The organism is Herbidospora cretacea, assembly GCF_001570605.1.
In the GTDB taxonomy this organism is placed as follows: domain Bacteria; phylum Actinomycetota; class Actinomycetes; order Streptosporangiales; family Streptosporangiaceae; genus Herbidospora; species Herbidospora cretacea.
In genome coordinates, this window is sequence record NZ_BBXG01000020.1 from 96,005 (window position 1) to 122,450 (window position 26,446).

General features: G+C 71.1%; 21 protein-coding genes. 8 read left to right on the plus strand and 13 right to left on the minus strand.

The window, feature by feature from the left end; translation table 11 throughout:
- Positions 1 to 37 precede the first annotated feature (37 nt).
- Complete coding sequence (locus AW270_RS30455; protein ID WP_061299569.1) at positions 38 to 1,030, minus strand: hypothetical protein; 993 nt, start codon at positions 1,028 to 1,030, stop codon at positions 38 to 40.
- A 180-nt stretch (positions 1,031 to 1,210) separates the two neighbouring features.
- Here AW270_RS30455 and AW270_RS30460 point away from each other — a divergent pair, with 180 nt between their 5' ends.
- On the plus strand, positions 1,211 to 2,182 hold the full coding sequence (locus AW270_RS30460; RefSeq protein ID WP_061299570.1) for an aldo/keto reductase: 972 nt from the start codon (positions 1,211 to 1,213) through the stop codon (positions 2,180 to 2,182).
- Between the two features lie 407 nt (positions 2,183 to 2,589).
- On the opposite strand, the gene AW270_RS30465 is transcribed toward AW270_RS30460, so the two are convergent.
- The 4 genes from AW270_RS30465 to AW270_RS30480 form a co-directional block, all read right to left on the minus strand.
- Positions 2,590 to 3,999: an MFS transporter gene (locus AW270_RS30465; protein ID WP_245674925.1), complete on the minus strand. Its 1,410-nt coding sequence runs from the start codon at positions 3,997 to 3,999 to the stop codon at positions 2,590 to 2,592.
- Positions 3,996 to 4,457: a MarR family winged helix-turn-helix transcriptional regulator gene (locus AW270_RS30470; RefSeq protein ID WP_061299571.1), complete on the minus strand. Its 462-nt coding sequence runs from the start codon at positions 4,455 to 4,457 to the stop codon at positions 3,996 to 3,998. Before AW270_RS30470 ends, AW270_RS30465 begins: the two co-directional genes overlap by 4 nt.
- Positions 4,458 to 4,569: 112 nt before the next feature.
- Positions 4,570 to 6,501 carry an endo-1,4-beta-xylanase gene (locus tag AW270_RS30475; protein WP_061299572.1) on the minus strand — a complete coding sequence of 644 codons (1,932 nt, stop codon included), beginning with the start codon at positions 6,499 to 6,501 and terminating at the stop codon, positions 4,570 to 4,572.
- 144 nt (positions 6,502 to 6,645) lie between these two features.
- Complete coding sequence (locus AW270_RS30480; protein WP_061299573.1) at positions 6,646 to 8,115, minus strand: NCS2 family permease; 1,470 nt, start codon at positions 8,113 to 8,115, stop codon at positions 6,646 to 6,648.
- Between the two features lie 148 nt (positions 8,116 to 8,263).
- Between AW270_RS30480 and AW270_RS38110 the strand changes: the two genes are divergently transcribed.
- Positions 8,264 to 8,539 (plus strand): DUF2530 domain-containing protein, encoded by a 276-nt coding sequence (locus tag AW270_RS38110; protein ID WP_082801940.1) that lies wholly within the window; start codon positions 8,264 to 8,266, stop codon positions 8,537 to 8,539.
- Here AW270_RS38110 and AW270_RS30490 read toward each other — a convergent pair.
- From AW270_RS30490 to AW270_RS30500, 3 genes are read right to left on the minus strand one after another with little or no spacing between them, the layout of a single operon-like run.
- On the minus strand, positions 8,481 to 9,221 hold the full coding sequence (locus tag AW270_RS30490) for an SAM-dependent methyltransferase (RefSeq protein WP_061299575.1): 741 nt from the start codon (positions 9,219 to 9,221) through the stop codon (positions 8,481 to 8,483). The genes AW270_RS38110 and AW270_RS30490 overlap by 59 nt on opposite strands.
- 39 nt (positions 9,222 to 9,260) lie before the next feature.
- Positions 9,261 to 12,350 carry a sacsin N-terminal ATP-binding-like domain-containing protein gene (locus AW270_RS30495; RefSeq protein WP_061299576.1) on the minus strand — a complete coding sequence of 1,030 codons (3,090 nt, stop codon included), beginning with the start codon at positions 12,348 to 12,350 and terminating at the stop codon, positions 9,261 to 9,263.
- Between the two features lie 38 nt (positions 12,351 to 12,388).
- Positions 12,389 to 13,159 (minus strand): DUF3027 domain-containing protein, encoded by a 771-nt coding sequence (locus AW270_RS30500; RefSeq protein WP_061299577.1) that lies wholly within the window; start codon positions 13,157 to 13,159, stop codon positions 12,389 to 12,391.
- Positions 13,160 to 13,265: 106 nt separating this feature from the next.
- On the opposite strand from AW270_RS30500, the gene AW270_RS30505 reads away from it, so the two are divergent.
- The gene (locus AW270_RS30505) at positions 13,266 to 14,717 is read left to right on the plus strand and encodes an MFS transporter (protein WP_245674926.1); all 1,452 of its coding nucleotides are present in this window, start codon (positions 13,266 to 13,268) and stop codon (positions 14,715 to 14,717) included.
- A 6-nt stretch (positions 14,718 to 14,723) separates the two neighbouring features.
- On the opposite strand, the gene AW270_RS30510 is transcribed toward AW270_RS30505, so the two are convergent.
- Both AW270_RS30510 and AW270_RS30515 read right to left on the minus strand, forming a co-directional pair.
- A complete protein-coding gene (locus AW270_RS30510) occupies positions 14,724 to 15,125 on the minus strand; it encodes a cold-shock protein (protein WP_061299578.1) in 402 nt (133 codons plus the stop codon).
- A 90-nt stretch (positions 15,126 to 15,215) separates the two neighbouring features.
- The gene (locus AW270_RS30515) at positions 15,216 to 15,830 is read right to left on the minus strand and encodes an HAD family hydrolase (RefSeq protein ID WP_061299579.1); all 615 of its coding nucleotides are present in this window, start codon (positions 15,828 to 15,830) and stop codon (positions 15,216 to 15,218) included.
- Positions 15,831 to 15,912: 82 nt separating this feature from the next.
- Here AW270_RS30515 and AW270_RS30520 point away from each other — a divergent pair, with 82 nt between their 5' ends.
- Positions 15,913 to 16,590 carry a TetR/AcrR family transcriptional regulator gene (locus tag AW270_RS30520; protein WP_063819395.1) on the plus strand — a complete coding sequence of 226 codons (678 nt, stop codon included), beginning with the start codon at positions 15,913 to 15,915 and terminating at the stop codon, positions 16,588 to 16,590.
- On the opposite strand, the gene AW270_RS39175 is transcribed toward AW270_RS30520, so the two are convergent.
- Complete coding sequence (locus AW270_RS39175) at positions 16,474 to 16,962, minus strand: hypothetical protein (RefSeq protein WP_157522840.1); 489 nt, start codon at positions 16,960 to 16,962, stop codon at positions 16,474 to 16,476. The genes AW270_RS30520 and AW270_RS39175 overlap by 117 nt on opposite strands.
- Positions 16,963 to 17,651: 689 nt before the next feature.
- On the opposite strand from AW270_RS39175, the gene AW270_RS30530 reads away from it, so the two are divergent.
- Together AW270_RS30530 and AW270_RS30535 are read left to right on the plus strand one after the other, a co-directional pair.
- Positions 17,652 to 19,913 carry a helicase C-terminal domain-containing protein gene (locus tag AW270_RS30530; protein WP_061299581.1) on the plus strand — a complete coding sequence of 754 codons (2,262 nt, stop codon included), beginning with the start codon at positions 17,652 to 17,654 and terminating at the stop codon, positions 19,911 to 19,913.
- A 16-nt stretch (positions 19,914 to 19,929) separates the two neighbouring features.
- On the plus strand, positions 19,930 to 21,570 hold the full coding sequence (locus AW270_RS30535) for a DNA repair helicase XPB (protein ID WP_061299582.1): 1,641 nt from the start codon (positions 19,930 to 19,932) through the stop codon (positions 21,568 to 21,570).
- 249 nt (positions 21,571 to 21,819) lie between these two features.
- Here AW270_RS30535 and AW270_RS30540 read toward each other — a convergent pair whose 3' ends face one another.
- Complete coding sequence (locus AW270_RS30540) at positions 21,820 to 22,131, minus strand: hypothetical protein (protein ID WP_061299583.1); 312 nt, start codon at positions 22,129 to 22,131, stop codon at positions 21,820 to 21,822.
- A 115-nt stretch (positions 22,132 to 22,246) separates the two neighbouring features.
- Here AW270_RS30540 and AW270_RS30545 point away from each other — a divergent pair, with 115 nt between their 5' ends.
- The gene (locus AW270_RS30545; protein ID WP_061299584.1) at positions 22,247 to 24,238 is read left to right on the plus strand and encodes a HelD family protein; all 1,992 of its coding nucleotides are present in this window, start codon (positions 22,247 to 22,249) and stop codon (positions 24,236 to 24,238) included.
- Positions 24,239 to 24,310: 72 nt separating this feature from the next.
- The gene (locus tag AW270_RS30550) at positions 24,311 to 24,718 is read left to right on the plus strand and encodes a GNAT family N-acetyltransferase (RefSeq protein WP_061299585.1); all 408 of its coding nucleotides are present in this window, start codon (positions 24,311 to 24,313) and stop codon (positions 24,716 to 24,718) included.
- 75 nt (positions 24,719 to 24,793) lie between these two features.
- Here the strand turns inward: AW270_RS30550 and groL are convergent, their stop codons facing one another.
- A complete protein-coding gene (gene groL, locus AW270_RS30555) occupies positions 24,794 to 26,425 on the minus strand; it encodes a chaperonin GroEL (RefSeq protein ID WP_061299586.1) in 1,632 nt (543 codons plus the stop codon).
- Positions 26,426 to 26,446 lie beyond the last annotated feature (21 nt).

The following is a 26,446-nucleotide window of genomic DNA, read 5'->3' on the forward strand; positions in this document are numbered from 1 at the left end:
CGGTGAGTATCCCGGTATGTGACTGCCAAAAACCGGCCTAGCGCCCGGCCCATCTGGCGATTCCAACGATGATCGCGACCGCGCAGGCGGCCACTCCCAGCCACAGCGCGATCATGAGCCCGCCGTCCGGCCCTCCGGACTCCGAGGCCACCGGCTGCGCCGCCGGAGCCGTCTTCGTGGCCTCCGGCGATGGGCTGGGGAGGGCGGCCTCCGGCAGAGGGACCCGCACGACCGGGCTGCGCTCGCCCTCCGACCCGGTCAGCAGCGACTTCCCGTCGGCGCTGTAGGTGATCGACTCGGCCTGGCGCAGGAAGGGCATCGCGACCCCGGAGATCTCGTCGTCGATCTTCCGGTAGAGGGTCGCCGAGAAGTAGGTCCGCACCACGAAGCTCGACCCGTCGGGCGCGAACGCCGCGTCGGTGGCCATCGTCGGGGCCGACCCCACCCGCTTCAGGACGTTCACCCGGTCGGTCCGCAACTGCTTGGGCGCGGCGTAGATGCGCCCGTCGAACTCCTTGGTCACCACGTAGAGACGGCCCGTCCGGGGGTCGACCATCAGACCCTCGGCGTTGCGGGCCTGGTCGGCGTACCGGAACCGGTATCTGACCGCCTCGACGGTGCCGCTGCGCAGGCGGGTCGGCTCGGTCACCTTGTAGACCGAGATGTCCGGCCACGCGCCGTCGAAGTTGTCCCCGATGTCCCCGAAGAACAGCACCCCGCGCCCCGACCGGTCGCGGTAGGCCGCCATGCCCTCCCAGTCGCGGGCCTCGGCGTTCGCGACCGTGTACGCCGCCTTGGTCCGCCCGGTGGAGGAGTCGACGGCGTAGAAGACGGCCCCGGCGTCGCTGTCGTTGTGGGTGTAGACGATCCCGGGATGCGTCGGCGACACGGCCAGCCCGCTCGACTCGGTGATCCGCCGATCGGCGAACTCGAACAGTTCCTTGTCGTCACCGGCCTGCGCCGGACCCGCGCACACCAGCCCACCGAGCACGCACAGCGCCAGCGCCGCCCCCCGGAATGTCCACCCCATGGAGCCATCCTGCCTTGTCTATGGCCGCGCCTCCGGCGCGGCGGCCGGTGCGCTTGGGCCCGACGCCTTCCCTCCTCCGCTCTGGTCGCTGCGCTCCCGGCGCTCCGTCAGTCCAGGCGTCGGCGCGCACCGGCGAATCGGGCTGGCCTGGAGTCCACTCCAGGTTTCTATGGTGGAAGCATGGACTACGCGCAGCTCGGTCGTACCGGACTCAAGGTCAGCAAGCTCTGCCTGGGCACGATGAACTTCGGCCCGCAGACCACGGAGGAGGACTCCTTCGCGATCATGGATCGCGCCCATGAGCTGGGAATCAACTTCTTCGACACCGCCAACGTCTATGGCTGGAAGAAGGGCGAGGGCGTCACCGAACAGATCATCGGCAGGTGGTTCGCGCAGGGCGGCGGCCGTCGTGAGAAGACCGTCATCGCCACCAAGCTCTACGGCTCGATGGGCGACTGGCCCAACGACACCTTCCTGTCGGCGCTCAACATCCGCCGCGCCTGCGACGCCTCGCTGAAGCGCATGCAGACCGACTACATCGACATCTACCAGGCCCACCATGTCGACCGGAACACCCCGTTCGAGGAGTTCTGGGAGGCCATGGAGGTGCTCCGCCAGCAGGGCAAGATCCTCTATGTGGGCTCGTCCAACTTCGCGGGCTGGCACATCGCCAAGGCCCAGGAGACGGCCAGGCGGCGCAACTTCCTCGGCCTGGTGAGCGAGCAGTCGAAATACCACCTGCTGGAGCGCTCGGTCGAGCTGGAGGTCCTGCCCGCCTGCCAGGACTACGGCCTGGGCGTCATCCCCTGGAGCCCGCTGGCCGGCGGCCTGCTCGGCGGCGTCCTCCGCAAGATCGACAAGGGCCGCAGCGCCAACCCCGACCAGGTCGAGGCCCTGGAGAAGGTCCGCCCCCAGATCGAGCAGTGGGAGGCCTTCTGCGACGACCTGGGCGAAGACCCGGCCAACGCCGGCCTCGCCTGGCTCCTCCACCAGAAGGCGGTCACCGCCCCGATCATCGGCCCCCGCACCGCCGACCAGCTCAACGGCTCCCTGCGCGCCCTGGAGATCAAGTTCGACGACAAGGCCCTGGCCCGCATCGACGAGATCTTCCCTGGCCCCGGCGGCACCGCCCCCGAGGCCTACGCCTGGTAGAAACCCCCGAACGGAGCGGTGACACGAACACGCCACCGCTCCGTTTGCGTTCCTCCGACCGCACCAGCCACTCGCATCCCCACACGCGCAGCCGCTCCAATCGCGCTCGGCCGGCTACTCGCATGCCCCTACACGCCGCCGTTCGCTTCTGTTCCACCGGTCACACGCATGCCGGTGCGCGCCGATGCCTGGACTGACGGAGCGCCGGGAGCGCAGCGACCAGAGCGGAGGAGGGAAGGCGTCGGACCAGAGCGCCCCGGCCGCCGCGCCGGAGGCGCGGCAGTCAGACAAGCGCGCCCACGACTACGAGCAGCATGAGCAGGCCGAGCACGGTCGGCAGCAGCCAGCGGCGGGGACGGTCCACAGCGTCGAGCCTAGCCAAGCTCATGGGGTGCCGCTGACCGTCGTCAGACCGCGACCGTGGCCGGGGCGGGGTTCAGGGCGAGGTTCTTGCGGGCCGCGACCATTCTGGTGACCAGGAGCGCCATGGCCACGCCGGTGAGACTGAGCAGGCCGGAGACCATGATGCCGACCCGGGGACCGGCCAGTTCGGCGATCCAGCCGATGAGCGGGGCGCCGATCGGGGCCCCGGCGGTGAAGACGAGAACGTAGATCCCCATCACCCGGCCGCGCATCTCGCTCGACGCCCCGAGCTGCAGCGTCGAGTTGGCGGTCGTCTGGACGGTGATCATCGCCAGTCCGGCCGGGACCAGCGCGACCAGGAACGCCCAGTAGCCGGGGCTGAACGCCGCCGCGATCTGGAACAGCCCGAACGCGACGCCCCCGACGATCAGGGTCCGCCGCGACGGGGTCACCCGCCGGGCCGCCTGGAGCGCCCCCACGACGGCCCCGATGGCGAACGCGCTGCTCGCGATGCCGAACGCCGAGGCCCCCGACTTGAACACCTCGGTCGACATGAGCGCGATCGAGGTGCTGAAACTCTGCGCGAACACGGCCACGAAGGCGACCATGAGCACCGGCAGCAGCAGGTCGGGCTGCCCGAAGACATACCGGATGCCCTCCCTGAGCTGCCCCTTGCCGCGTTTGACCGGCTCGGGGGTGCGCAGTTCGGTCTTCCGCATCAGCAGCATGCCGCCGATGGTGAAGGCGAAGGTGAGGGCGTTGACCAGGAACAGCGGGCCGGTGCCGCCCAGCCAGTTGATCAGGAGCCCGGCGACGGCCGGGCCGACCACGCGGGCCAGGTTGAACGAGGAGCTGTTCAGCGCGATGGCGTTCGACAGGTCGTCGCGGCCGACCATCTCGACCACGAACGACTGCCGGGTGGGCACCTCGACGCAGGCCAGCAGGCCGAGCGTGAAGGCCATCACGTAGACGTGCCAGACCTGGGCCTGCCCGGTGACGGTCAGGACGCCCATGGCCAGCGCCAGCGCCGCCATCAGCGACTGCGCGGTCATCAGCAGCCGCCGCTTCGGGAACCGGTCGGCCAGGACGCCGCCCCACATCCCGAACAGCATGATCGGCAGGAACTGCAGCGCGACCGTGATGCCGAGCGCGGCCCCCGACCCGCCGGTCAGGCTCAAGACGAGCCAGTCCTGGGCCGTGCGCTGCATCCACGTGCCGACGTTGGAGACCACCGAGCCGGAGAGGAACAGCCGGTAGTTGTGGTTCCGCAATGACCGGAACATCCCGGACTTCTCGGATGGATCACCCTCGACCGCCACCTCGGAGCCGAGTTCTCCGGCCGCAGCGGCCTCGGCCTTCTCACCGGCTCCGTCGATCAGGCTGAGGCCGGGCTCCCGAACCGGCCCAGCACCCGTCCACTTCGCCAGATCGGCCGCGGTCCGCAGTCGTCTCACATTTGGGAGAGCTTCTCCAGGATGGGGGCGGCCCGGCGCAGGATCGCCTTCTCCTCCGCGGTCAGTTCGCCGAGGCGCTGGGCGAGCCAGGCCTCCTTGCGGCGGCGCTCCTCTTTCAGCAGCGCCTCGCCCGCCGGGGTGACCGAGAGGGTCACCTGACGCCGGTCCGTGGGGTGGGGCGAGCGGGCCAGCAGGCCGCGTTCCTCCAGATGGGTGACCACCCTGGTCATCGAGGGAGGCTGCACCTTCTCGTGCTCGGCCAGCTCGCCGGGGGTCATCGTGGTGTGCCGCTCGACGGCGGCCAGGGCCGCGAGCTGCGTGGGCGTCAGGATGTGGCCCGTGGCCTGCTTGCGCAGCCGACGGGTCAACCGGGCCAGCGACACGCGCAGCGCGGACGCCAGGCCGGCGTCGCTGCGCAGGTTCGCAGCCGGTTCGGGGTTCTGAGGGTTCGTTAGCATAAGTCATTACCTTTGCTAACTATATGAGTCTCCTTGGCATTCCTCCACCGGGATACCTTCCCCAGAAACGAGGGCACGGCCCCCTAGAGGAGGCCGTGCCCGGGTCAAGAGATCAGGCGCAGGTGTAACCCGACGCGAGCGAGGTGTCGCTGCTGGGACGCGCCACCTGGAAGCCGAACGTCGTGCTGGCGCCGGAGCCCAGGTTGCCGTTGTAGGCCGCGTTGCGGGCCGTCACCGTGTTCCCGGACACCGTGAGGACGGCGTTCCAGGAGCCGACGATGGTGTGGCCGGAGGGCAGCGTGAAGGTGACCGCCCACGAGGTGCGCGAGGAGCTGCCGTTGGTCACGGTCACCGGCTGGATGACGTAGCCGCCGGCCCACTGGGTCTGCACCGTGGCGGTGGCGGAGCAGCCGCCGGTGCTGCCGCCCGTGGTGGTGAAGGTCACCGACGCCGAGTTCGACGACAGGTTGCCCGCGCCGTCGCGCGCCCGGACGTAGACCGTGTACGCCGTGGAGGCCGACAGCCCGGTCAGGGCGACCGAGTTGGTGGTGGAGGTCGCGATCTGCGTACCGGAGGAGTTGTAGACGTTGTAACCGGCCAGCCCCGAGCCGCCCGAGTCTGTCGACGCGGTCCAGCTCAGCGTGGCGCCCGACGAGGTGATGCTCGACGCGGTGGGGGTGCCCGGCGTGGTGGGGGCGGTGGTGTCGGTGCTGCCGCCCGTGGTGGTGAAGGTGACCGACGCCGAGTTCGACGACAGGTTGCCCGCGCCGTCGCGCGCCCGGACGTAGACCGTGTACGCCGTGTTGGCCGACAGGCCCGACAGGGTGACCGAGTTGGTGGTGGAGGTCGCGATCTGCGTACCGGAGGAGTTGTAGACGTTGTACCCGGCCAGGCCCGAGCCGCCCGAGTCGGTCGACGCGGTCCACGACAGGGTGGCGCCCGAGGAGGTGACGCCGGACGCGGTCGGGGTGCCCGGTGTCGTAGGTGCCGTCGTGTCGCTCGGGGTGCCGTTGTCGAGGGCGTTGTGGACCGCCGTGTACGACGGCTTCTGCGAGTAGTTGTTGTCGTAGATCAGCGCGGAGCCCTCACCCGGGAAGGTGTCCGGGACCCACGAGTACTTGTCGGTGAAGCCCCAGATGGTCACACCGGCGCAGGCCGTGACGGCGAGACAGGCGTTCACCACGTTGGTGTAGTAGGTCGCCTGCTGGGTGTCCTTGGCCGAGGTGCGCGAACCCTGGATGCGGACGTCGAGCTCGGTGATCCTGACCTGGACGCCGAGGTTCGCGAACCGCTGGAGGTTCTGCTGGAGGTCGTTCGGGAAGCCGTACTGGGTGGAGAGGTGCGTCTGGAACCCGACGCAGTCGACCGGCACGTTCTGCGACCGGAGCTGCGAGACCAGGTTGTACATCGCGGTGCTCTTGGCGTTGATGCCCTCGACGTTGTAGTCGTTGATGCACAGCCGGGCGTCGGGGTCGGCGGCGCGGGCGGCGCGGAAGGCGTCGGCGATGAAGCTGGAGCCCAGCGTGTTGTACCAGAACGACGAGCGGAAGCTGCCGTTCTCCTCGAAGACCTCGTTCACCACGTCCCACGAGGTGACCGTGGGGTTGCTGGCGTAGCGGCCGACGACCGTCGCGATGTGCTCGTTCATGGCGTTGCGCATGTTGGTGGCCGACAGGCCCTGGACCCAGCCCGGGGTCTGGTTGTGCCAGACGAGGGTGTGGCCGTGCACCTGGGCGTTGTTCGCGGTGGCGAAGTTGACGATCTGGTCGGCGCCCGAGAACGTGTACTGGTTGTCGTTCGGCTCGGTGTCGCTCCACTTCATCGCGTTCTCGGCGGTGATCTGGTTGAACTCGGCGGCCGCGATGTTCCGGTACGCCGTCTCGTTGGCCAGTGGCGAGGTGGCGAGGGCCGTGCCGATGAACTTGCCGCGCGCCTGGGCGTGCACGCGCAGCGCCGCGTTGGCCGAGGCCGGCGCGGCGACGAGCACTGTCGCGGCGGCCGTGGCGAGGGCGCAGACCGCCGCCGCCAGAGATCGCCATTTCATGGAACGCACTAGATCTCCTCTTTCCGAAACCTTTCGGTAACGCTCGTGTCGCACGGAAGGCTAGAATCGGCCGGTAGTGCGGTCAACGAACCGACCGTGCGACAGAGAGAGATCCAGCAATTTATCGGCGTGAGTCTGAAAGTTTCAGACCCCAAACAGGATCTTGATCGGGCCGAGCGCGAAGTAGATCGTGAACAGCGCGGCGACCAGCCACATCAGCGGGTGCACCTCGCCGGTCTTGCCCTTCACGGCCTTGATCAGCACATACGCGATGAACCCGGCCCCGATGCCGTTGGCGATCGAGTAGGTGAACGGCATCAGCACGATCGTGAAGAACGCCGGGATGGCGATCTCCAGGTCGGTGAAGTCGATGTCCTTGATCGAGGTCATCATGAGGAAGCCGACCACCACCAGCGCGGGCGCGGCGGCCTCGTACGGGATGATCTCGACGAGCGGCGCGAGGAACATCGACGCGAGGAACAGCAGACCGGTCACCACCGAGGCGAGCCCGGTGCGCGCGCCCTCGCCGACACCCGACGCCGACTCGATGTAGGTCGTGTTCGACGACACCGACGCCGCGCCACCGGCCGCCGCCGCGATCGAGTCGACCAGCAGGATCTCCCGCGTCTTCGGCAGCGTGCCGTCGGCCTGCACCAGGTCGGCCTGCTTGCCGACGCCCACGATGGTCCCCATCGTGTCGAAGAAGTCGGTGATCAGCAGGGTGAAGACGAGCAGCACGGCCAGCACGACCGACAGCTTGGTGAACGCCCCGAACAGGCTGAACTGCCCGATCAGCGAGAAGTCGGGCAGCGCGAAGATCTCACCCAGCGACGGCAGCGCGGGCACGTTCAGGCCCCAGCCCTGCGGGTTCGGCGGCTCGCCGGCCGCGGCGGGGATGTTCCCGATCGCCTGCACGATGATCGCGAAGACGGTCGCGCCGACGATGCCGATCAGGATCGCGCCCTTGACCTTGCGGGCCACCAGGAGCGCCGTACCGAGCAGGCCGACCACGAACACCAGGATCGGCCAGCTCGTCAGCCCGCCGCCGATGCCCAGTTCCAGCGGCGGGGCCGGGGCGGCCGTCTTGCGCACGAACCCGGCGTCCACGAAGCCGATGAGCGCGATGAACAGGCCGATGCCCACCGAGATCGCGGTCTTGAGGCTCGCCGGGATGGCGTGGAAGACGGCCGTCCGGAACCCGGTCAGCACCAGCACCAGGATGATCAGGCCCTCCAGCACGACCAGGCCCATGGCGTCCTCCCAGGAGACCTGGGAGGCGATGCCGTACGCGACGAACGCGTTGAGACCGAGGCCCGCCGCCAGGGCGAAGGGCACGTTGGCCACCACGCCCATCAGGATGGTCAGCAGGCCGGCCACCAGCGCCGTCGCCACGGCGATCAGCCCCAGGTCGGGGGCGGCCCCGTCGCCGAGGAACTGACCGTCCGCGTCCTGGACGTAGCCCAGGATGATCGGGTTGAGCACGACGATGTACGCCATCGTGAAGAACGTGGCGAAACCACCACGAACCTCTGCGCCAACCGACGAGCCCCGACCGGAGATCTTGAAGAACGTGTCGAGGAAACTACTGCTTTGGGGGGTTTTGACGTCGCTCACGTGCGCAGAGTGACACCACGTACATCCTGGGAGAAGACCCAGGTCGCCGCCGTGATTCTTTCGTTGCGCTTTCGTACGCGCCCCGCGTCGAACCTCACGCGGGTCACTGGTGACCTGCCGGATTTAAGCTGACGTTTAGGGTGGCAGGGTGACCCAGCAGCGGCGGCCCGATCCAGAGCCACTCAAGACCAACGACACCGCGACGATCATGGTGGGCATCGTCCTGTGGGCGATCGCGCTGATCGTTCTGCTCATCGTCCGGCCCGACCAGAGCTGGTATTCGTGGACCTGCGTGGCCGGGATCGGCATGGGCTTCTTCGGGCTCTGGTTCGTGAAGCGGCGCGACCGCAAGGCCGGCCGCGAGGTCACGAGGTCCGGCGCAGCAGCAGAGTCACGAAGCCCAGCACCCCCCGATATCCCTTGAGCCACATGTCGCGGTGTTCCAGCGCGGCCGTCCGCGCCGCTTCGCCGTCGGGGCCGGGGTGGTCGAGCGCCCAGCGCAGCAGGCTGCCGGTCCACGACCACTCGTAGTCGTCCCATTCGGACAGTTCGCTGGTGTAGGCGTAGACCGTGGCGTATCCCGCGCTCTCGGCGCGTTCGACGGTGCCGGCGAGGTCGGCGTACTCCCCCGGCTCGGCGCCCAGCGTGATCAGCGTCTCGGCGTTCGGCGGGACCTCCCAGAAGCCCTCCCCGATCAGCGCCAGGCCGCCCGGCTTGAGGTGCTCCTTGACCGCGTTGGCGGTCTCGACCAGGCCGCCGTAGGCGTGCGTGGCGCCGACGCACATGACCAGGTCGTAGAGGCCGTTCTTGTAGTCGGCGGCAGCCGTCTGGTGCAGCGTGAGCTGGTGGTCGAGGCCCTGCCGCTCGGCCATGATCCGGCAGGACTCCAGGCCCTCGCGCGAGAGGTCGACCGCGTCGGCGGTGGCGTCCTCGTGCATCGCGAGGGCGCGGAGCGTCCACACGCCGTGGCCGCAGCCGAGGTCGAGGACGCGCGGCTGGCCGCCGAGCTTGGCCCGGCGCAGGATGCGGGTGACCGTCTGGCCGCTCACCGGAGCGGCGATCGGATGGTCGGTGTGCGCGATGTGACTGATCAGGTGACGTTCCACCCGACCAGCCTGCCAGTTGTCCGTCGGGATCCGCTTCGCTTATCCGTCGAGATCCGCTTCCGCCAGCAGCAGCGGCACCCTTTCCGGGTCGCGCAGCAGCGCCTCGACCGCGAGCCGGTCGCCCCACTGCCCGGCCGCCCAGGCCAGCCCGCGGGCCAGCCCCTCGACGCCGCTGGCGTGGACCCGGCCCTCGAAGAACCGCCACGGCACCGGCCTGCCGTCGACGAGCAGCTCCTCATGCCGCGTGTACGAGGTGGGCGCCCCCGGCAGCAGCCGGTGGACCTGCGGGGGAACCGGCGCGTCGGCGCCCGGGGAGGTCACGTCGCCGGTGACGACCTCGCCGACGAGCGGCAGGTCGAGCACCTCCGACAGCGCCTCGGCCTGGTCGAACCCGACCAGCACGAGCGGCCGGTCGGCCACCAGCGCGAGCAGGTCGGGGGCCTCCACGACGACCGGCTCCAGCTCGCCGTCGACGTCGGCGACCACGATCTCGCCGTTGAGCACCGCCCGGACCGCCGACGGCGGGCTCACCCGGTCGGGCGCGACCTCGGCCAGCGCCTTCCACAGAGCCCGGAGCTGGGCCCGGTCGACGGGCCGCGACGCGTCGGCCATCAGGTCGAGCAGCTCCTCAGGGCCGCCGTGGGAGGCGAGCAGGTCGGCCAGGGTGGAGCGGACCCCGATCATCGTGAGGGCGGCCTCGTCGGCGACGGGAGGCGCGTCGGCGTACAGCCCGAAGAGGAGGGGGTCGGCGGAGGCCAGCCGCAAGGTGGTCGGCTCCCGGCCGTCGATCACCGGGTGATGCGCCAGCCACCAGGCCGTGTAGGACGGGACCTCGTGGACGTCTCCATTGGCGACCACCCGGAGCGGCTGGAGGGCGGCCCTCAGCGGCGGCCGGGCCAGCAGCGGCAGCGCGGCGGCCCAGTCGGCGACGTATTCGAGGTCGCGGACCGCGGTGAACTCGCGCGCCACGGGCGGCACGTCGAGCTCGGGCAGCAGGTCGAGGACGGCGTCGAGCCACTCGTCCTCACGGTCGAGGTCGTGGTCGCAGTCGTCGGGGTCGAGCACCACGTCGGCGTCGTTGACCACGGCGAACCCGTCGAGCACCCCGGCGGCGGCCAGCACCCGCGAGCCGAACTTCTCCACCAGGTCGGGCGCCGCGAACGGGGCCTCCTGGTCGATCAGCCTGGCCAGGTCGCCGCCTTCGAGCAGCAGGTCGCCGGCGGCGTAGACCTCGCCGTCGGCGCCCCGCAGCGCCAGCGTGGCCAGCCAGGGCGCCTCACCGGCGGTCAGCCCGGCCGCGTCGACCAGCGCCAGCACGGCCTGGGCCACCGGCTCGGGATCGGCCGACCCGGCCGACTCGGTGACGGCGGCGTGGGTGAGCGGGTCGTCGAGGACGGTCCGGGGCGTCGCCTCGGCCGCGCCCAGGCGCAGCAGCAGGGGGTGGGCCGCGTCGGGGTGGACGATCCGCAGCCCCAGCGGCGCGAGCAGCGAGGCGTCGAGCGCCTTGTCGCCGTCGGTCATGACGAGCGTGCCCCGGGCGCCCCGGACCAGCCGCCCGTCGGCCAGCGGCACCGCCACGGCCCCGACGGCCTCCAGGTCGTCGGCCGGGATGACCGAGTAGAGCGCCCGCCACCAGGCCGGCGTCCGGTCGCGCACGGCGTCGCCGGAGAGCATGTCGATCACGTCGGCGAGCTCGATGCGGCGGATGTTCAGCCCCGGCAGCGCGTGGTGGCGCACCGGCCAGCCGGAGGGCAGCAGCCCCGGCACCATCTCGGCCACCATCGTCAGGAACTCACCGGGCCCGGCCACCACCCGGGCGTCGCGCCCGGCGATGACCAGCTCCTCCTCCTCGGCGAGGGAGACCGGCGGCAGCCCGTCGGCCACCCGCCGGGCGTTGACGACCTCGGCGTAGCGCCCCGTGGGCTCCTCGGGCGCCGAGATCGCCGGCAGCAGCGGCAGGTCGGGCAGCAGCGCGAGGATCTCACCGCGGATCGCGGCGTCGAGCTCGCCCTTGGCCAGCACCTGAGGCACCAGGTCGAGCAGCCGGGGAGTGCGCGGCAGCGAGCGCAGCAGGTCGCAGTAGACCTCGGCCGAGCGCCGCACCAGGAAGTCGGTCAGCGGCCCGGCCGCGACGTGACGCCGGTCGGTGGCCAGCGGGAACGTCGCGATCAGCAGCGCGGGCAGGTCGAGCGGCTCGTCGGAGGGCGTCGGCGCGTGGACCGACGACGGCACGTCCTTCGGCAGCGGCAGCGCCTCACCGGCCCGCCTGGCCTGGTCGCCCCAGGCCCGCGCCTGGCCGTGGGTCACCGCCCCGGCGATCGGCACCGCCCACCGCACCTGCCAGAACGGACGGGCCCGCTCCTCGGTCGGCCGGTCGGCGAACAGGTCGCCCACCTGCTCGGGTGTGAACTCGCCCGACGCCTCGACGACGTGCCACCCGGCGGCGGTGACGCTGCGCCAGACCCCGTCGACCTCGATGTCGATCGCCGACAGGGCGGGCATGACCAGCGGCAGCGCCGGGCTGGTCTCCTCCAGCATCCGCCGCACGGCGTCTTCCGCGGCGGCGTCGCGAAGCGGGAGGCGGACGATGGAGTCGAAACCCTCGGGCACCGTCAGCTCGGCCGGGAACGGCAGCCGGAGCAGCGGCACATGGCCCTCCCGCCCGGCGAGCTCCCCCTCCAGCGACGGGATCCCGGCGACGAGCTCGGAGGTGAGCGCCCGCGACCAGCGCACGCCGCCGGTCGCCCGCGAGGCGATGGCCGGTTCGTCGCTGACTGAGACGACGGCCGCGAAGCCGACGCCGAACCGCCCGGCCGCGCCGGCCTCGTCGCGCTTGCCGGAGACCCGGAGCGTCGACAGGCCCTCGACCCCGGTGGCGTCGAGCGCGCCGCCCGTGTTGGCCGCCTCGAGCACGCCGTCGCGCAGCGTCAGCCGCAACCGGCCGGGCACCCCGGCGCGCAGCGCGGCGTCGGCGGCGTTCTGGGCCAGCTCGACGATCAGGCGGTCGCGGTAGCCGCCGAGCGCGAAGTCCTCCTCGGCGTTGGCGTCCTCCCGGAACCGGGCGGGCGAGGCCGTCCAGGCGGCGAGCACGTTCTCACGCAGGCGGGTGGTGCCGAAGAGGTCGTTCATCACACGCTTCCGGATGACGGGGCGAAAGGGAGGTCAGGTCAGCCTTCCGGCATGGGGTCGTAGCCCATGTCGTCGAGGATCGGCTGAGGAGCCTCGCCGCCCGCCGTGGGCGACGGGGTCGCCTCGGAGTGGGCGCCGCAGCCGTGGTCGGCGGCGACGACCTTACCGTCGTCGGGGGCGAACTCGTTGGCGCACACCCCGAAGCCCAGCCGCAGCGCGCCCGAGAGGGGCCAGTAGAAGCCGCAGGTCGAGCACTGCGCGGGGGCCGCCGTCGCGAGCGGGGAATCGGGGCCCGACTCGCCGCTGTGCCAGCGGTTGACCGCCAGGTCGCGGCCGATGGCCGACAGCACCCGCACCCGGCCGAGGCCGTATTCGAAGAGCATCTGGTGGTCGGTGTCGTCGTCGGCGTCGGCGGTGTCGGTCGTGAAGCCGGGCGCGAGCCGGTCGTCGTCGGCCTCGGCCGGCAGCAGGTCGCCGGGGCCCAGGTCGCCGGGGCGCAGACGGCGGCTCCACGGCACCCACGTGGGTGCGAGCAGGGCGCCCTTGCCGGGCAGCAGCACGGTCTCACTGACGGTGACGGCCTTGGCACGCGAAGCGCGGGCCACTGTGATCGCCCAGCGCCAGCCCTCGTATGCTCGATCGAGACAGGCGAAGTAATGGGTGACGACGCGGTCACCCTCCGCGTCGAACCCCAGGTGGTCGCCGACCTCGCCCGGCCTTGCTACGTGCTCGGCCGCCGAGCGAGCCAGGTCGACGGCGGCGGCGCAGGCCTGGTCTGCGGCGGGGGTTCTCACGCGGGTACGGCTCACACTTCATTTTCACCTACCTGAGGAGCGATTTTCACCCTCGCCGAGAGCGGACAGCATCCGACTGCGTCGGTAAGACTGGAAATTCGACACGAGAGGAGCGCATGGGGTGGCGGGTGCCTGGGGCAAGGTCCGTGGCGCGAGCCGTGCGGTGGTGTCCGCGACGGGCCGGACCGGCCGTTCCATCGGCCGTGGCGCGCACGCCTTCGGCGGCGGTGTCGGGCGCGGGGTGCGCGGTGTCGGCCGGGCCAGCCGGCGGCTGACCCACGCCAAGGGCGCCGACCGGACCGGCCTCGGCCGGCTGATCGAGGTCACCGCGGTCCACAGCGCCGGAGACGCCTTCATCACGGTCGCGCTGGCGGGGGCGCTGTTCTTCGGCATGCCGGTGGGCCAGGCGCGCGGCCAGGTGGCGCTCTATCTGCTGGTCACGATGGTGCCGTTCACGGTCGTGGCCCCGTTCGTCGGCCCGGTGCTCGACCGGTTCCGGTCGGGCCGCCGCTACGTCATCGCCGGGACCCTGTTCGCGCGTGGCCTGCTCTGCTGGGGCATGGCCTCCAGCGTCGTCTACGGCGACACCCTCTCGCTCTTCCCGGCCGCGCTGGCCGTGCTGGTGCTGTCGAAGGCCTACAACGTGTCCCGGGCGGCGATCATGCCGAGCGTGCTGCCCGCCGACATAGGGCTGGTCACCGCCAACGCCCGGGTGGCGCTGTTCGCGCTGGTCGCGGCAGGTGGCGCGGCGGGTCTCGGAGCGGGCCTGGTGGCCTGGATCGGGGCCGAATGGGTGCTGCGGATCGCGATGGTGCTGTTCCTGGTCGCCGGGGTGGTGTCGATAAGGCTCCCCCGCCACGTCGACTCCCCCGAGGAGGACGAGACCGCCAAGCCGCCGGGCGTCCGGGCGCTGCTCAACGTCGGGCCGATCGTGGCCGAATCGATGCGGGCCAACGCGGCGATCCGGATCCAGGCGGGGTTCCTGGTCTTCTTCCTGCTGTTCCTGGTGCAGGACGAGCACCTGCCGGGGCTGGCCCCGGAGATCACGCTCGGCCTGCTCGCGGCGGCGGCCGGAGGCGGCGGCCTGTTCGGCGCGGCCGTGGCGTCGTGGGTGAAGTCCTACTCGCCGCAGCTGATCGTCCTGTCGACGCTGGCGCTGACCACCCTCACCACCGTCGTGGCGGCGTTCTTCTTCAGTCTGTGGACGGCCGTCGCGGTGGCCCTGATCGGCGCGTTCGCGCAGGGGCTGGGCAAGCTGGCCCTCGACGCGATCATCCAGCGGGAGATCGGCGAGGAGGTCCGGTCGTCGACCTTCGGGGTGGTGGAGGCGCTGCTCCAGATCGCCTGGGTGTTCGGCGGCCTGATCGGCCTGATGCTGTCGCTGTTCGCGCAGGGCACCGCGGGCCTGGCGGTGATGGCGGCCGTGCTGGTGGTGTCGCTGGGCTGGCTGCTGGTGACGCGGCGGGGGCGCAAGCGGACGAGTGTGGCGAACGCCGTCACGGTTCCCTTGCGGCCGGTGACTCAGCCACCGGCCGCTACGGGGGATACGAAACCGTTGACAAATCCCTTTTGACCACTTTTAGGCGTCGATGTCATCCGCAATTGCGCGAATCACCACGGCGACCTTCTTGGCGGCGACGGGCTCGGGGAGTTTGCCCTTCTGGTACGACGAGGTCGACAGTTCGTCGAGCAGCTTGATGAGGTCTTCGACGATGACGACCATTTCGTCAGGCTTTTTGCGCTTCCCCTTCGGCCGGGGCGCCTTGGCCAGGGTCGGGGGCTGCTCCAGCACCCGGACCGACAGCGCCTGCTGACCGCGCCGCCCCTCGGCGACACCGAACTCGACTTTCTGCCCGGGCTTGAGGGCTTCCACGCCTTTGGGCAGTGCGGATGAATGCACGAAGACCTCACCGCCGTCGTCGCGGGTGAGGAAACCGAAACCTTTGGCTTCGTCGTACCACTTGACCTTGCCGCTGGGCACAGGAGTGACCTCGTTCAAACTGTCGTGGAAGGGAATGGATGTAGGTTATGCCCACTAGGGCTCCGGGGTGACCGCCGAAAGCCCGTCAAATTACGCGGGAATCGACGTCCGGGACGCGTACCAGGAGACGAACTCCGTGAGGTCCGAGACGACCACGTCGGCGCCCTGCTCGGCCAGTTGGGCGGGGGTGCAGCCACCCGTCGCGACGGCCACACTGAGCGCCCCGCCCGCGCGGGCGGCCTCGATGTCGGCCACGTGGTCGCCCACGTAGACCGCCGCGCCGAAGGCGGCGATGGCGGCGCCCTTGTCGGCCCCGAAGACCGACCCGGCGATCTCGTCGACGTCGAGCCCGAGAGCGTCGACGGTGCGGCGGGCGTCGCGCGCGTTCTTGCCGGTGACCACGATGATCCGGCCACCGGCCGCGCGGACGGCCGCGAGCGCCTCGTGGGCGCCCGGCATGACGACGGTGGCGGGCAGCGCGATGACCGGGTAGAGGGAGCGGTAGAGCGTGACGGCGGCCGGGATCTCGTCGGCCGGCAGCCACTGGGCCAGCTCGTTCTCCAGCGGCCAGCCGATGCGCGAGACCGCGACGGCCACGTCGATGGGGGTGTCGAGCGAGGGCAGCATCGCCTCGTAGACGGCGGCGATCGCGGCGCGGGTGTCCGCGAGCGTCAGGTCGAGGTCGAAACCGACGGAAGTCCCCATGCTCTGCACGGTCCAAGAATGCCAAAATGCGCGATCCCCCGCGAACCTGGGCGGTCTACGCTGTCCCTCGCGGGAGGTTCAGATGAGCACACGGGGTCGCATCATCGAGGAGGCGCTACGGCTGTTCGCCGAGCGCGGCTACAACGCGACCTCGGTGGCCGAGATCGAGGCCGCGGCCGGGCTGTCCCCCGGCGCCGGGGGTCTCTACCGGCACTTCAAGTCCAAGTACGAGGTCCTCGCCGCCGCCGTCGCCGACCGGGCGTCCCGGAACGAGATCACGCTCGACGTCGCCCCGACCGACCCGATCGAGGTCCGGCTGGCCGCGATGTGCCACGCGGGGCTGGACAAGATGCGCGAGGAGCGGCAGCTCGCCCAGGTCTTCTTCCGGGACCTGTCGCAGTTCCCCGACCTGGTCGCGGTGGTCACGGCGGGCCTGCTGCAGCCCATGTTCGACGCGCTCACCGAGTGGTTCGCCTGCCAGCCCGAGTATCTCGACGCCCAGGTCGACTGGGCCGGGATGGGCTCGGTGCTGGGCGGCGCGATCATCCATTACCGGCTGATCGAGTACACCGCCGGCGAGACGCCCGGCCGGGTGGCCACCGACCGGTTCGTGTCGGCCTGGATCAGGCTGGCGCTCGGCCTGCTACCGCCGGGCGTGAGTGGAGACGGGTGGATCGAAGAGGCGGTAGAGCAGCCACAGCAGGCCGGCGGCGGTGCCGATGATGAACGCGACGCCGGCGACCTCGTTGAAGCGCGCTAGCAGCCCCTCGACCGAGGAACGCTCCGGCCCGGTGAGCGCGAGGATCCCGCCGCCGAAGATCCACGCCAGCGCGGGCAGCCCCAGACCGGCCAGCCGGTCGGGCATCCCCCACCCCTGACACGCGAGCGTGACCACCGCCGCGACCGCCCAGACGATGCCCGGCACCGGAAAGATGATCACCGGCGGGAAACTGATCGGCACCAGCAGGGCGGCCAGCGCCAGCAACCCCATCGCGACGGTCTCCCGGCGATGCCCGTGGAGGATGGACCAGGCGTCAGGAGTGGGCCGCCGCCGCCACCGCGGAATACGCCGCCCCGCCTGACCACCGGCCCACACCCTCCGCCGCGAACTGGACGAGATCGGCGTCGGCAACGCCGGCAGAGGCCGCGTCAGGCCGTCAACCCGCCCAGAGCCACCCGACCGGACCCCACTCCCCCGTGCCGGTCCACCCTGCTGCCCGGATCCGCCCGGCTGGCCCGATCCGCTTGGCCGCACCGATCCACCTGGCTGGCCGCTTCCGCTCGGCTGCCCTAACCCGCCGGCATGCTCTGACCCACCGGGCGGAGCTGACCCACCGGGCGGAGCTGACCCACTCGGCCGCGCCGATCCGCCAGGCTGCCCTTGACCGCCCAGCCGCCCTGATCCTCCCCACTGGCCCGATCCGCCCTGTCCGGCTTGGCCGCCGAGGCGGCGAAGTTCACTCAACCCTCTCAGGCCGCCGGGACCTGCCAGGCCGCCTCCTGGACGCGCTTGTCTTCCGGGGGGTTCCAGGGGTGGTTCCCCGCGTAAGCGGCGGACCTCTCGTTCGACCATGTCCTGGGGGGTGCCGAACCGGGTCAGGAGGCGGGCGACCGATTTGGGGTTCTCGTCGCCTTTGCGCTCCTGGTCGATGCGTTCGCGGACCCGCCTGACGTAGTCGAGGCGTTCTTCTGGGCGCATACGGCCGTGGGCGGCGTCGGCCACCCGGCTCACGAAATCCAGCACGAGCTGGTCGGCTCGCTCGATCACTCCGTCATAGTGCCCCAGCGTCGCAGTCCATGCATGCTCCTACGATGGAAAGGATGAGCGAGGGGTTCACCGAGTGGCTGCGCAGCCGGAGCGACGAGCAACTGCGCCTGCTCGCCATGTCCCGACCTGAGCTGATCACCCCCGTTCCGGCGAATGTTCCGGGTTTGGCGGCAAGAGCCGGAACCCCATCCGCCATCGGCCGCGCCCTCGACCGGCTCGACGGGTTCACCCTCGCCGTGGCCGAGACCCTGGTCGTCTTCCCGCCCGGTGAACTGAAGGCGGCCATCCGCCGGGCCACGGGCGCCGCCCCGGGCACCGACGCGGCCCTCACCAGAGCTCTGGCCGTGCTGACCGAGATGGCGCTCGTCGACGACGACCGCCATCTGGCCCCCGGCGTGAGAGAGGCGCTCGACCCGCCCGCCGGGCTCGGCCAACCGGCCGCCCACGTGTTCCGCCACGACCAGCCGGTGGCCGTGAAGCTGGCCGACCCCGGTGCGGTGCGGAAGCTGATCGGCCAGGTGGGGCCGCAGGCCAGGGCCGCGCTCGACGAGCTGGCCTGGGGGCCGCCGTCGGGGCGGGTGCCCAACGCCCGGCGGGAGGTCTCGGTCGAGACCGCCCAGTCGCCGATCGAGCAGCTGCTGGCCCGGGGCCTGATCGGCGCGATCGGCGACGACACCGTCACGCTGCCGCGCGAGGTCGGGCTCGTGCTCCGCGACGACCGTCTCCACCGCGACCTGTCGCCGGTCCCGCCGCCGCTGGAGGGTTCGGCCCGCCGCGCCGATTTGGCCGCCCGCACCGCCGCCGGGCAGGCCTTCGGTTTCGTAAGGGCCGTCGAGGAACTCTGCGAGATCTGGAGCGTCGACCCGCCGGGCGTGCTCCGCACGGGTGGCCTGGCGGTCCGCGACCTGCGCCGCGCGGCCCAGCAACTCGACGTGCCCGAATGGACGGCCGCGCTGGTCATCGAGGTCGCCCACGCCGCCGGGCTGGTCGCGACCGGCGGCCCGGCCGACGCCGAGTGGCTGCCGACCCCCGCCTACGACGCCTGGCGGGCCCGGCACACCGAAGACCGCTGGGAGACCGTCGCCAGGGCGTGGCTGACCCTCGACCGGGTCCCCGGCCTGGCGGGTGGCCGCGACGACCGCGACCGGCTGCTCAACGTGCTCCATCCCGACCTGCGCCGAGGAGCCGCCGCCGAGATCCGCCGCCGGGTGCTGTCGGTCGTCGCCGCCACCGACCTCGCACCGTCGCGGGAGTCGGTGCTGGCCCGGCTGACCTGGGAACGACCCCGCCGCAGAGGCGCCCACCTGGCCACGATGACCGAGTTCGCGCTGCGCGAGGCCGAGGTCGTCGGCCTGACCGGGCTCGGCGTCATGTCGCCCCACGGCCGGGCGCTGCTCGCGGGCCAGAAGGCGGCCGACCCGCTGGCGCCGCTGCTGCCCGAACCGGTCGACCACGTCGTCCTGCAGGCCGACCTGACCGCCGTCGCCCCCGGGCCGCTGACCGGCGAGCTCGACCGCTGGCTGGGCCTGGCCGCCGACATCGAGTCGAAGGGCGGCGCGACCGTCTACCGGTTCGCCGAGAGCTCGATCCGGCGGGTGCTCGACGCCGGGCAGAGCGCCGAGGAGATCCTCGCGATGCTGGCCCGCCACTCGACCACGCCGGTGCCGCAGCCGCTGGCCTACCTGGTGTCCGACGTGGCCCGGCGGCACGGCCGGCTGCGGGTCGGGACCGCCTCGTCCTACCTGCGCTGCGACGACCCGGCGGTGCTCGACGAGCTGCTGGCCGACCGGCGGGCCGGGGCGCTGCGGATGCGGCGGCTGGCGCCGACCGTGCTGGTGTCGAAGGCGTCGCGGGCGACCATGCTCGACTCGCTGCGCGCGATGGGCTACGCCCCGGTGGCCGAGTCGCTCGAAGGCGACGTGCTGATCACCCGGGCCGACGCGCGGCGGGCCGAGGCCCAGCCGATCAGGCAGGTCAACGGGGTGTTCGCGCCCGAGGCCGAGGTGGTCACGGCGGCGATCCGGGCGCTGCGGGCGGGCGACGCGGCGCTGCTGTCCCGTCCCGCGCCGGTGGGCGAACCGGGCGGCGCCGTCCCCCGGACTCCGGCGACCGCGACCATCTCGGCGCTCCAGGAGGCCATCCGGCAGGGCTCCCGCGTTTGGATCGGTTACCTAGACTCACAAGGTCAGGCAACCAGCCGGATTCTCGAACCGGCGAGGATAGAGGGTGGCTACCTGACCGCGTACGACGAGACGAGGGCGGCCATCCACCGCTTCGTCCTCCACCGGATCACCGGCGTCGCGGACGTCAACTGATTAGGGGGCTCCACCCGTGAACGACGGGCCGCTCATCGTCCAGTCCGACAAGACCCTGCTGCTGGAAGTCGACCACGAGCGCGCCGACGAGTGCCGTCGGGCCATCGCGCCGTTCGCCGAGCTCGAGCGCGCGCCCGAACACGTCCACACCTACCGCATCACCCCGCTCGCCCTCTGGAACGCGCGCGCCGCCGGACACGACGCCGAGCAGGTCATCGACGCCCTCATCGGGTTCAGCCGCTACCCCGTGCCCCACGCGCTGCTGGTCGACGTCGCCGAGACGATGGCCCGCTACGGGCGGCTGCGGCTGGAGAAGCACCCCGTCCACGGGCTCGTGCTGACCAGCACCGACCGGGCCGTGCTCGAAGAGGTGCTGCGCGCCAAGAAGGTGCAGCCGATGATCGGCGAGCGCCTCGACGGCGACTCGGTGGCCGTCCACCCGAGTGAGCGCGGCAACATCAAGCAGATGCTCCTGAAGCTCGGCTGGCCGGCCGAGGACATGGCCGGCTACGTCGACGGCGAGGCCCACCCGATCGCCCTCACGGAGGAGGGCTGGTCGCTGCGGCCCTACCAGAAGGAGGCCGCCGACGCGTTCTGGCACGGCGGCTCCGGCGTGGTCGTGCTGCCCTGCGGCGCCGGGAAGACGATCGTCGGCGCGGCGGCGATGGCCCACGCCCAGGCGACCACGCTGATCCTGGTCACCAACACGGTCAGCGTCCACCAGTGGAAGACCGAGCTCCTCAAGCGCACGTCGCTGACCGAGGACGAGATCGGCGAGTACACCGGGACCAAGAAGGAGATCCGCCCGGTCACCATCGCGACCTACCAGGTGATGACCGCCAAGCGCGGCGGCGTCTACCGCCACCTGGAGCTGTTCGACGCCCGCGACTGGGGTCTGGTCGTGTACGACGAGGTCCACCTCCTGCCCGCCCCCATCTTCCGGATGACGGCCGACCTCCAGGCCCGCCGCCGGGTGGGCCTGACGGCCACGCTCGTGCGCGAAGACGGCCGCGAGGGCGACGTGTTCTCCCTCATCGGCCCGAAGCGCTACGACGCGCCCTGGAAGGAGATGGAGAACCAGGGCTACATCGCCCCGGCCGACTGCGTCGAGGTCCGGGTGACGCTGCGTGACGACGAACGGCTCGCCTACGCGATGGCCGACACCGACGAGCGTTACCGCTTCGCCGCCACCACCCCGTCAAAGGTGCGCGTCACCGAGGCATTGGTGAAAAAGCACGCGGGCGAACAGGTCCTGGTCATCGGGCAGTACATCGACCAGCTCGACGAACTCGGCGAACATCTCGACGCGCCGGTCATCAAGGGCGAAACCAAAGTGAAGGAGCGCGAACGGCTGTTCCAGGCGTTCCGCGACAAAGAACTCCAGGTCCTCGTCGTGTCGAAGGTGGCGAACTTCTCCATCGACCTTCCCGAGGCCGCGGTGGCCATCCAGGTGTCCGGCACGTTCGGGTCGCGCCAGGAAGAGGCGCAGCGCCTCGGACGGGTGCTGCGGCCCAAAGCCGACGGCGGTGGCGCCCGGTTCTACTCCATCGTCAGCCGCGACACCGTCGACCAGGACTTCGCCGCCCACCGCCAGCGCTTCCTGGCCGAGCAGGGCTACGCCTACCAGATCATCGACGCCGACGACGTGCTCACCTGACACAAATAAAAGACCCGGCGGGACAACTCCCGCCGGGCCTACTTAGAAAACATACTTAAGTCCACGAAATTCCGTAGGCCCGAGACAACCTCATCACCCCCTCGCGCCTTGGCCCCCACAGCCAAAGAGTGGCATCAATGCCCAGGTTCGGGCATACCCCCATTGTCCTGGGCAATCACCTGATTTGCCGCGCTTTTCTTAGGCTTTTCCCATACCGATTGATTAAGACTTCGGAGGGTATTCGCGAGATTACTGCGCGACCAGACCTCCGACGAATAGTACGCCTTCCGCGCCCATCCATGCGGCGATTGCGTACACGAGAAGACTGGCGCGCCAAGTCAGCCACGCGCCGATCGTGAGCGCGGTCGCGACGACCGCGAAGAGTGAGGAGACGGCCGTCACGAGCGTCATGCGGCCCGCGCACTCCTCGGCCGTCACGCCGCCGGAGCAGAACGCCTCCAGACCCCAGCCCGCGTACACGGAAAGACCCCACAGCGCGGCGAGCAGCACCATGACGGCGGCGGGCAGCGCGGGCGGGATCGGGATCGGGCCACGGAACACGTCTGCCGCCCTACCCAGCCACGACGCGACTCAGACGGGCCGTAAACCTTTTGGCCTGACCGGCCCGGCCGACTAGGCTGGCCGGTTCGCCCAGCTCTTCAGGAGGCACTCCGTCATGCCCCAGCACACCCTGGCCCCCGACATACCTCCGGCCGACGACCTCGGGAGCGAACGCCGCCATCTCGACGAGTCGCGGGCGGCCCTGCGCGCGATGCGGGAGCACGCGAGCGCGCTGTCGTCCGACATGGCCGGCGACTGGGTCTCCCGGCAGGTGCTCCAGGGCCTGCTCGACCAGCGCGTCGCAGCCCTCGCCGACCATCCGGACACCCCCCTGTTCTTCGGCCGCCTCGACCGCGCCGCCGACGACGATTTGCCGCCGATCCTGTACGTCGGCCGCCGGCACGTCCACGACGGCGGCGGCCGGGCGCTCGTCATCGACTGGCGCGCGCCCGTCTCCCGGGCCTTCTACCAGGCCAGCCCGGCCAAGCCGATGGGCGTCGACCGGCGCCGCCGGTTCGGCTACCAGGGCGGCCGGCTCACCGCGTTCGAGGACGAGGACCTCGCCCACGGCGGCGACCTCGGCCCCTCGCGCATCCTGACCGACGAGATCGAGCGCCCGCGCTCCGGCCCGATGCGCGACATCGTGGCCACGATCCAGCCCGACCAGGACGAGATCGTCCGCGCCGACCTCGGCGTGACCGTCTGCGTGCAGGGCGCGCCGGGCACCGGGAAGACGGCGGTGGGACTCCACCGCGCGGCCTATCTGCTCTTCACCCATCGCGAGAAATTGTCTCGCGCCGGAGTGATGATCGTGGGCCCGAACCGCGCGTTCCTCTCCTACATCTCCTCGGTCCTGCCCGCGCTCGGCGAGGTGAAGGTCGACCAGACGACCGTGGCCGGGATCCTGGGGGACCACGCGCACCCCGAGGACCCGGCGGTATCGGCCATCAAGGGTGACGCCCGGATGGCCGCCGTGCTGAAGCGGGCGATGTGGCTTCATGTGGTGAAACCGGCCGAAGGGGTGCTGGTCACCAAGGGGGCGAACCGCTACCGGGTGGCCGACTACGAGGTGCGCGAGATCGTGGCCTCGCTGCGCGGCACGACCCGCTACAACCCCGGCCGGGCGGCGCTGGCGCAGCGGCTCGCCCACCAGGTGCTGGTGCAGATGGAGCGGCGCGGCGAGTCGCCCGACGACCGGGTGCAGGACGCCGTGGCGCGGTCGAAGTCGGTCAAGGGCGTGGTCGACCAGGTCTGGCCGAAGCTGGTGCCCGAGCAGGTGCTGTTCCGGCTGCTGTCGGACCCCGAGTTCCTGGCGCGGGCCGCCAAGACCGACCTGACCCCCGAGGAGCAGGCGGCGCTGGTGTGGGCGAAGCCGTACAAATCCCATCGGAGCGCGAAGTGGAGCGGCGCCGACGGGGCCCTGCTCGACGAGCTCGCCGACCTGATGGACCGCACCCCCTCCCACGGCCACCTCGTGGTCGACGAGGCGCAGGACCTGTCGGAGATGCAGCTGCGCGCGCTGGGCCGCCGCTGCCGCACCGGCTCGGCGACCATCCTGGGCGACCTCGCGCAGGGCACCACCCCGTGGTCGGCCCGCTCGTGGACGGACGTGCTCACGCACCTGGGCTTCGCCGAGGGTCTGGTGACGGAACTGACCCTCGGCTTCCGCGTCCCGCGTGAGGTGCTCGACTACGCCGCCCGCCTGCTCCCCGGCATCGCCCCCGAGCTGGCCGCGCCACGCTCGCTGCGCCCCGGCGCGGGATCGTTGAGGCTGGTGGAGACCTCCGATGTCCTCGGGGGTGTGCGAGACGCCGTGGACGCGGCTGGCGAGGGTTCGGTGGGCGTCATCGTCCGCGACGCCGACGCGCAGACCGTCGCGACCGCTCTCGGCGCTCCCGTGCTGGGGCCCGACGGCGACGGCTCGAAGGTCCTCGTCGTCCCGGCGGGCCTGGCCAAGGGTCTGGAGTACGACCACGTCGTGGTGGTCGAACCGGCCGACATCGCCGAGGCCGAGACCCGGGGCATGGCCCGCCTCTACGTGGTCCTCACCCGAGCCGTCACCACCCTGACCGTGGTCCATGCCCGCCCCTTGCCGGAGGGCCTGTGACCGGCCGGGAGACGCCCGCAGCCGGTGTCATGGCCTTCCCGCGCGGCCGGGCCTCATGATTAGGGTGGTCGCATGATCCGCACTGCCACCCCCTCCGACGTCGACGCACTGCTCGCCTTCTGGCTGGTCGCCGCCGAGAACACCGACCGGCACGACGACCCGGCGAAGGTGCGCGCGCTCATCGAGCGCGACCCCGAGGCCCTGCTCGTGTACGAACTCGACGGCGCCATCGCGGGCACGGTCATCGCGGGCTGGGACGGCTGGCGCGCCCACCTCTACCGGCTCGCGGTCGCGCCCGAGGCGCGCCGTCAGGGCGTCGCGCGGCAGCTCATCGCCGCGGCGGAGGACCGCTTCAGAGCGTTCGGCGCCTTCCGCGCCGACGCGATGGTCCTGAACGCCAACACCGACGCCCACCTCGCCTGGACCGCCACCGGCTACAAGGCCCAGGACGACTGCGCCCGCTGGGTGCGGCCCCTGTAGGGGCTCGTACACCCGGAAACAGAAGAAGGCGGGCCCCGGGAACGGGGACCGCCTTATCTGTGGTGCGGGATGGACTTAGAAGTCCATGTCCCCGCCGCCGGGCATGCCGCCGCCGGCGGGAGCCGGGTTCTTCTCCGGCTTCTCGGCGATGACGGCCTCGGTGGTGAGGAACAGGGCCGCGATCGACGCGGCGTTCTGCAGCGCGGAGCGCGTCACCTTCGCCGGGTCGATGATGCCCGAGTCGAACATGTTGACGTACTCGCCGGTCGCGGCGTTGAGGCCCTCACCCGGGGTCAGGTTGCGGACCTTCTCCACCACGACGCCGCCCTCGAGGCCGGCGTTGACGGCGATCTGCTTCAGGGGCTCCTCGAGCGCCTTCTTCACGATCGCGGCGCCGGTCGCCTCGTCGCCCGACAGCTCCAGCTTGTCGAACGCCTTGGCCGAGGCCTGCAGCAGAGCCACGCCACCGCCGGGGACGATGCCCTCTTCGACGGCCGCCTTCGCGTTGCGGACGGCGTCTTCGATGCGGTGCTTGCGCTCCTTGAGCTCGACCTCGGTGGCCGCGCCCGCCTTGATGACGGCGACGCCGCCGGCGAGCTTGGCGAGGCGCTCCTGGAGCTTCTCGCGGTCGTAGTCGGAGTCGGTGTTGTCGATCTCGGCGCGGATCTGGTTGACCCGGCCGGCGATCGCCTCGGCGTCACCGGCGCCGTCGACGATGGTGGTCTCGTCCTTGGTCACGACGACCTTGCGGGCGCGGCCGAGCTGGTCGAGGGTGGTCGACTCGAGCTTGAGGCCGATCTCCTCGGAGATGACCTGGCCGCCGGCCAGCGTGGCGATGTCGCCCAGCATGGCCTTGCGGCGGTCGCCGAAGCCGGGGGCCTTGACGGCCACCGAGCGGAACAGACCGCGGATCTTGTTCACGACCAGGGTCGCGAGGGCTTCGCCCTCGACGTCCTCGGCGATGATCAGGAGCGGCTTGCCGGCCTGCACGACCTTGTCGAGCAGCGGCAGCAGGTCCTTGTTCGCGGAGATCTTCGAGTTGACGACGAGGATGTAGGGGTCCTCCAGGACCGCTTCCATGCGCTCGGGGTCGGTCACGAAGTAGCCCGAGTTGTAGCCCTTGTCGAAGCGCATACCCTCGGTGAGCTCGAGCTCGAGGCCGAAGGCGTTGCTCTCCTCGACGGTGATGACGCCTTCCTTGCCGACCTTGTCCATCGCTTCCGCGATGAGCTCGCCGATCTCGGTGTCACCGGCGGAGATCGAGGCGGTGGAGGCGATCTGCTCCTTCGTCTCGACGTCCTTGGCGAGCTTGGAAAGCTCCTCGCTGACGCGCTCGACGGCGGCCTCGATGCCCTTCTTCAGGGACATCGGGTTGGCGCCGGCGGCGACGTTGCGCAGACCCTCGCGCACGAGCGCCTGGGCGAGCACGGTGGCGGTGGTGGTGCCGTCACCAGCGACGTCGTCGGTCTTCTTCGCGACTTCCTTGACGAGCTCGGCCCCGATCTTCTCCCACGGGTCCTCGAGCTCGATCTCCTTGGCGATCGAGACACCGTCGTTGGTGATGGTGGGGGCGCCCCACTTCTTCTCCAGCACGACGTTTCGGCCCTTGGGGCCGAGGGTCACCTTCACGGCGTCGGCGAGCTGGTTCATCCCGCGCTCGAGACCGCGCCGGGCTTCCTCGTCAAACGCGATCATCTTGGCTGCCATAAGGCTGGACCTCCCAGTAAG

What these genes read in the sequence shown, in the direction of transcription:
- AW270_RS30455 (WP_061299569.1), bottom strand. Translation starts at nt 1,030, where the DNA reads ATGGGGTGGACATTCCGGGGGGCGGCGCTGGCGCTGTGCGTGCTCGGT.
- AW270_RS30460 (WP_061299570.1), top strand. Translation starts at nt 1,211, where the DNA reads ATGGACTACGCGCAGCTCGGTCGTACCGGACTCAAGGTCAGCAAGCTC.
- AW270_RS30470 (WP_061299571.1), bottom strand. Translation starts at nt 4,457, where the DNA reads ATGCTAACGAACCCTCAGAACCCCGAACCGGCTGCGAACCTGCGCAGC.
- AW270_RS30475 (WP_061299572.1), bottom strand. Translation starts at nt 6,501, where the DNA reads ATGAAATGGCGATCTCTGGCGGCGGCGGTCTGCGCCCTCGCCACGGCC.
- AW270_RS30495 (WP_061299576.1), bottom strand. Translation starts at nt 12,350, where the DNA reads ATGAACGACCTCTTCGGCACCACCCGCCTGCGTGAGAACGTGCTCGCC.
- AW270_RS30515 (WP_061299579.1), bottom strand. Translation starts at nt 15,830, where the DNA reads ATGGGGACTTCCGTCGGTTTCGACCTCGACCTGACGCTCGCGGACACC.
- AW270_RS30520 (WP_063819395.1), top strand. Translation starts at nt 15,913, where the DNA reads ATGAGCACACGGGGTCGCATCATCGAGGAGGCGCTACGGCTGTTCGCC.
- AW270_RS30530 (WP_061299581.1), top strand. Translation starts at nt 17,652, where the DNA reads ATGAGCGAGGGGTTCACCGAGTGGCTGCGCAGCCGGAGCGACGAGCAA.
- AW270_RS30545 (WP_061299584.1), top strand. Translation starts at nt 22,247, where the DNA reads ATGCCCCAGCACACCCTGGCCCCCGACATACCTCCGGCCGACGACCTC.
- AW270_RS30550 (WP_061299585.1), top strand. Translation starts at nt 24,311, where the DNA reads ATGATCCGCACTGCCACCCCCTCCGACGTCGACGCACTGCTCGCCTTC.
- groL (WP_061299586.1), bottom strand. Translation starts at nt 26,425, where the DNA reads ATGGCAGCCAAGATGATCGCGTTTGACGAGGAAGCCCGGCGCGGTCTC.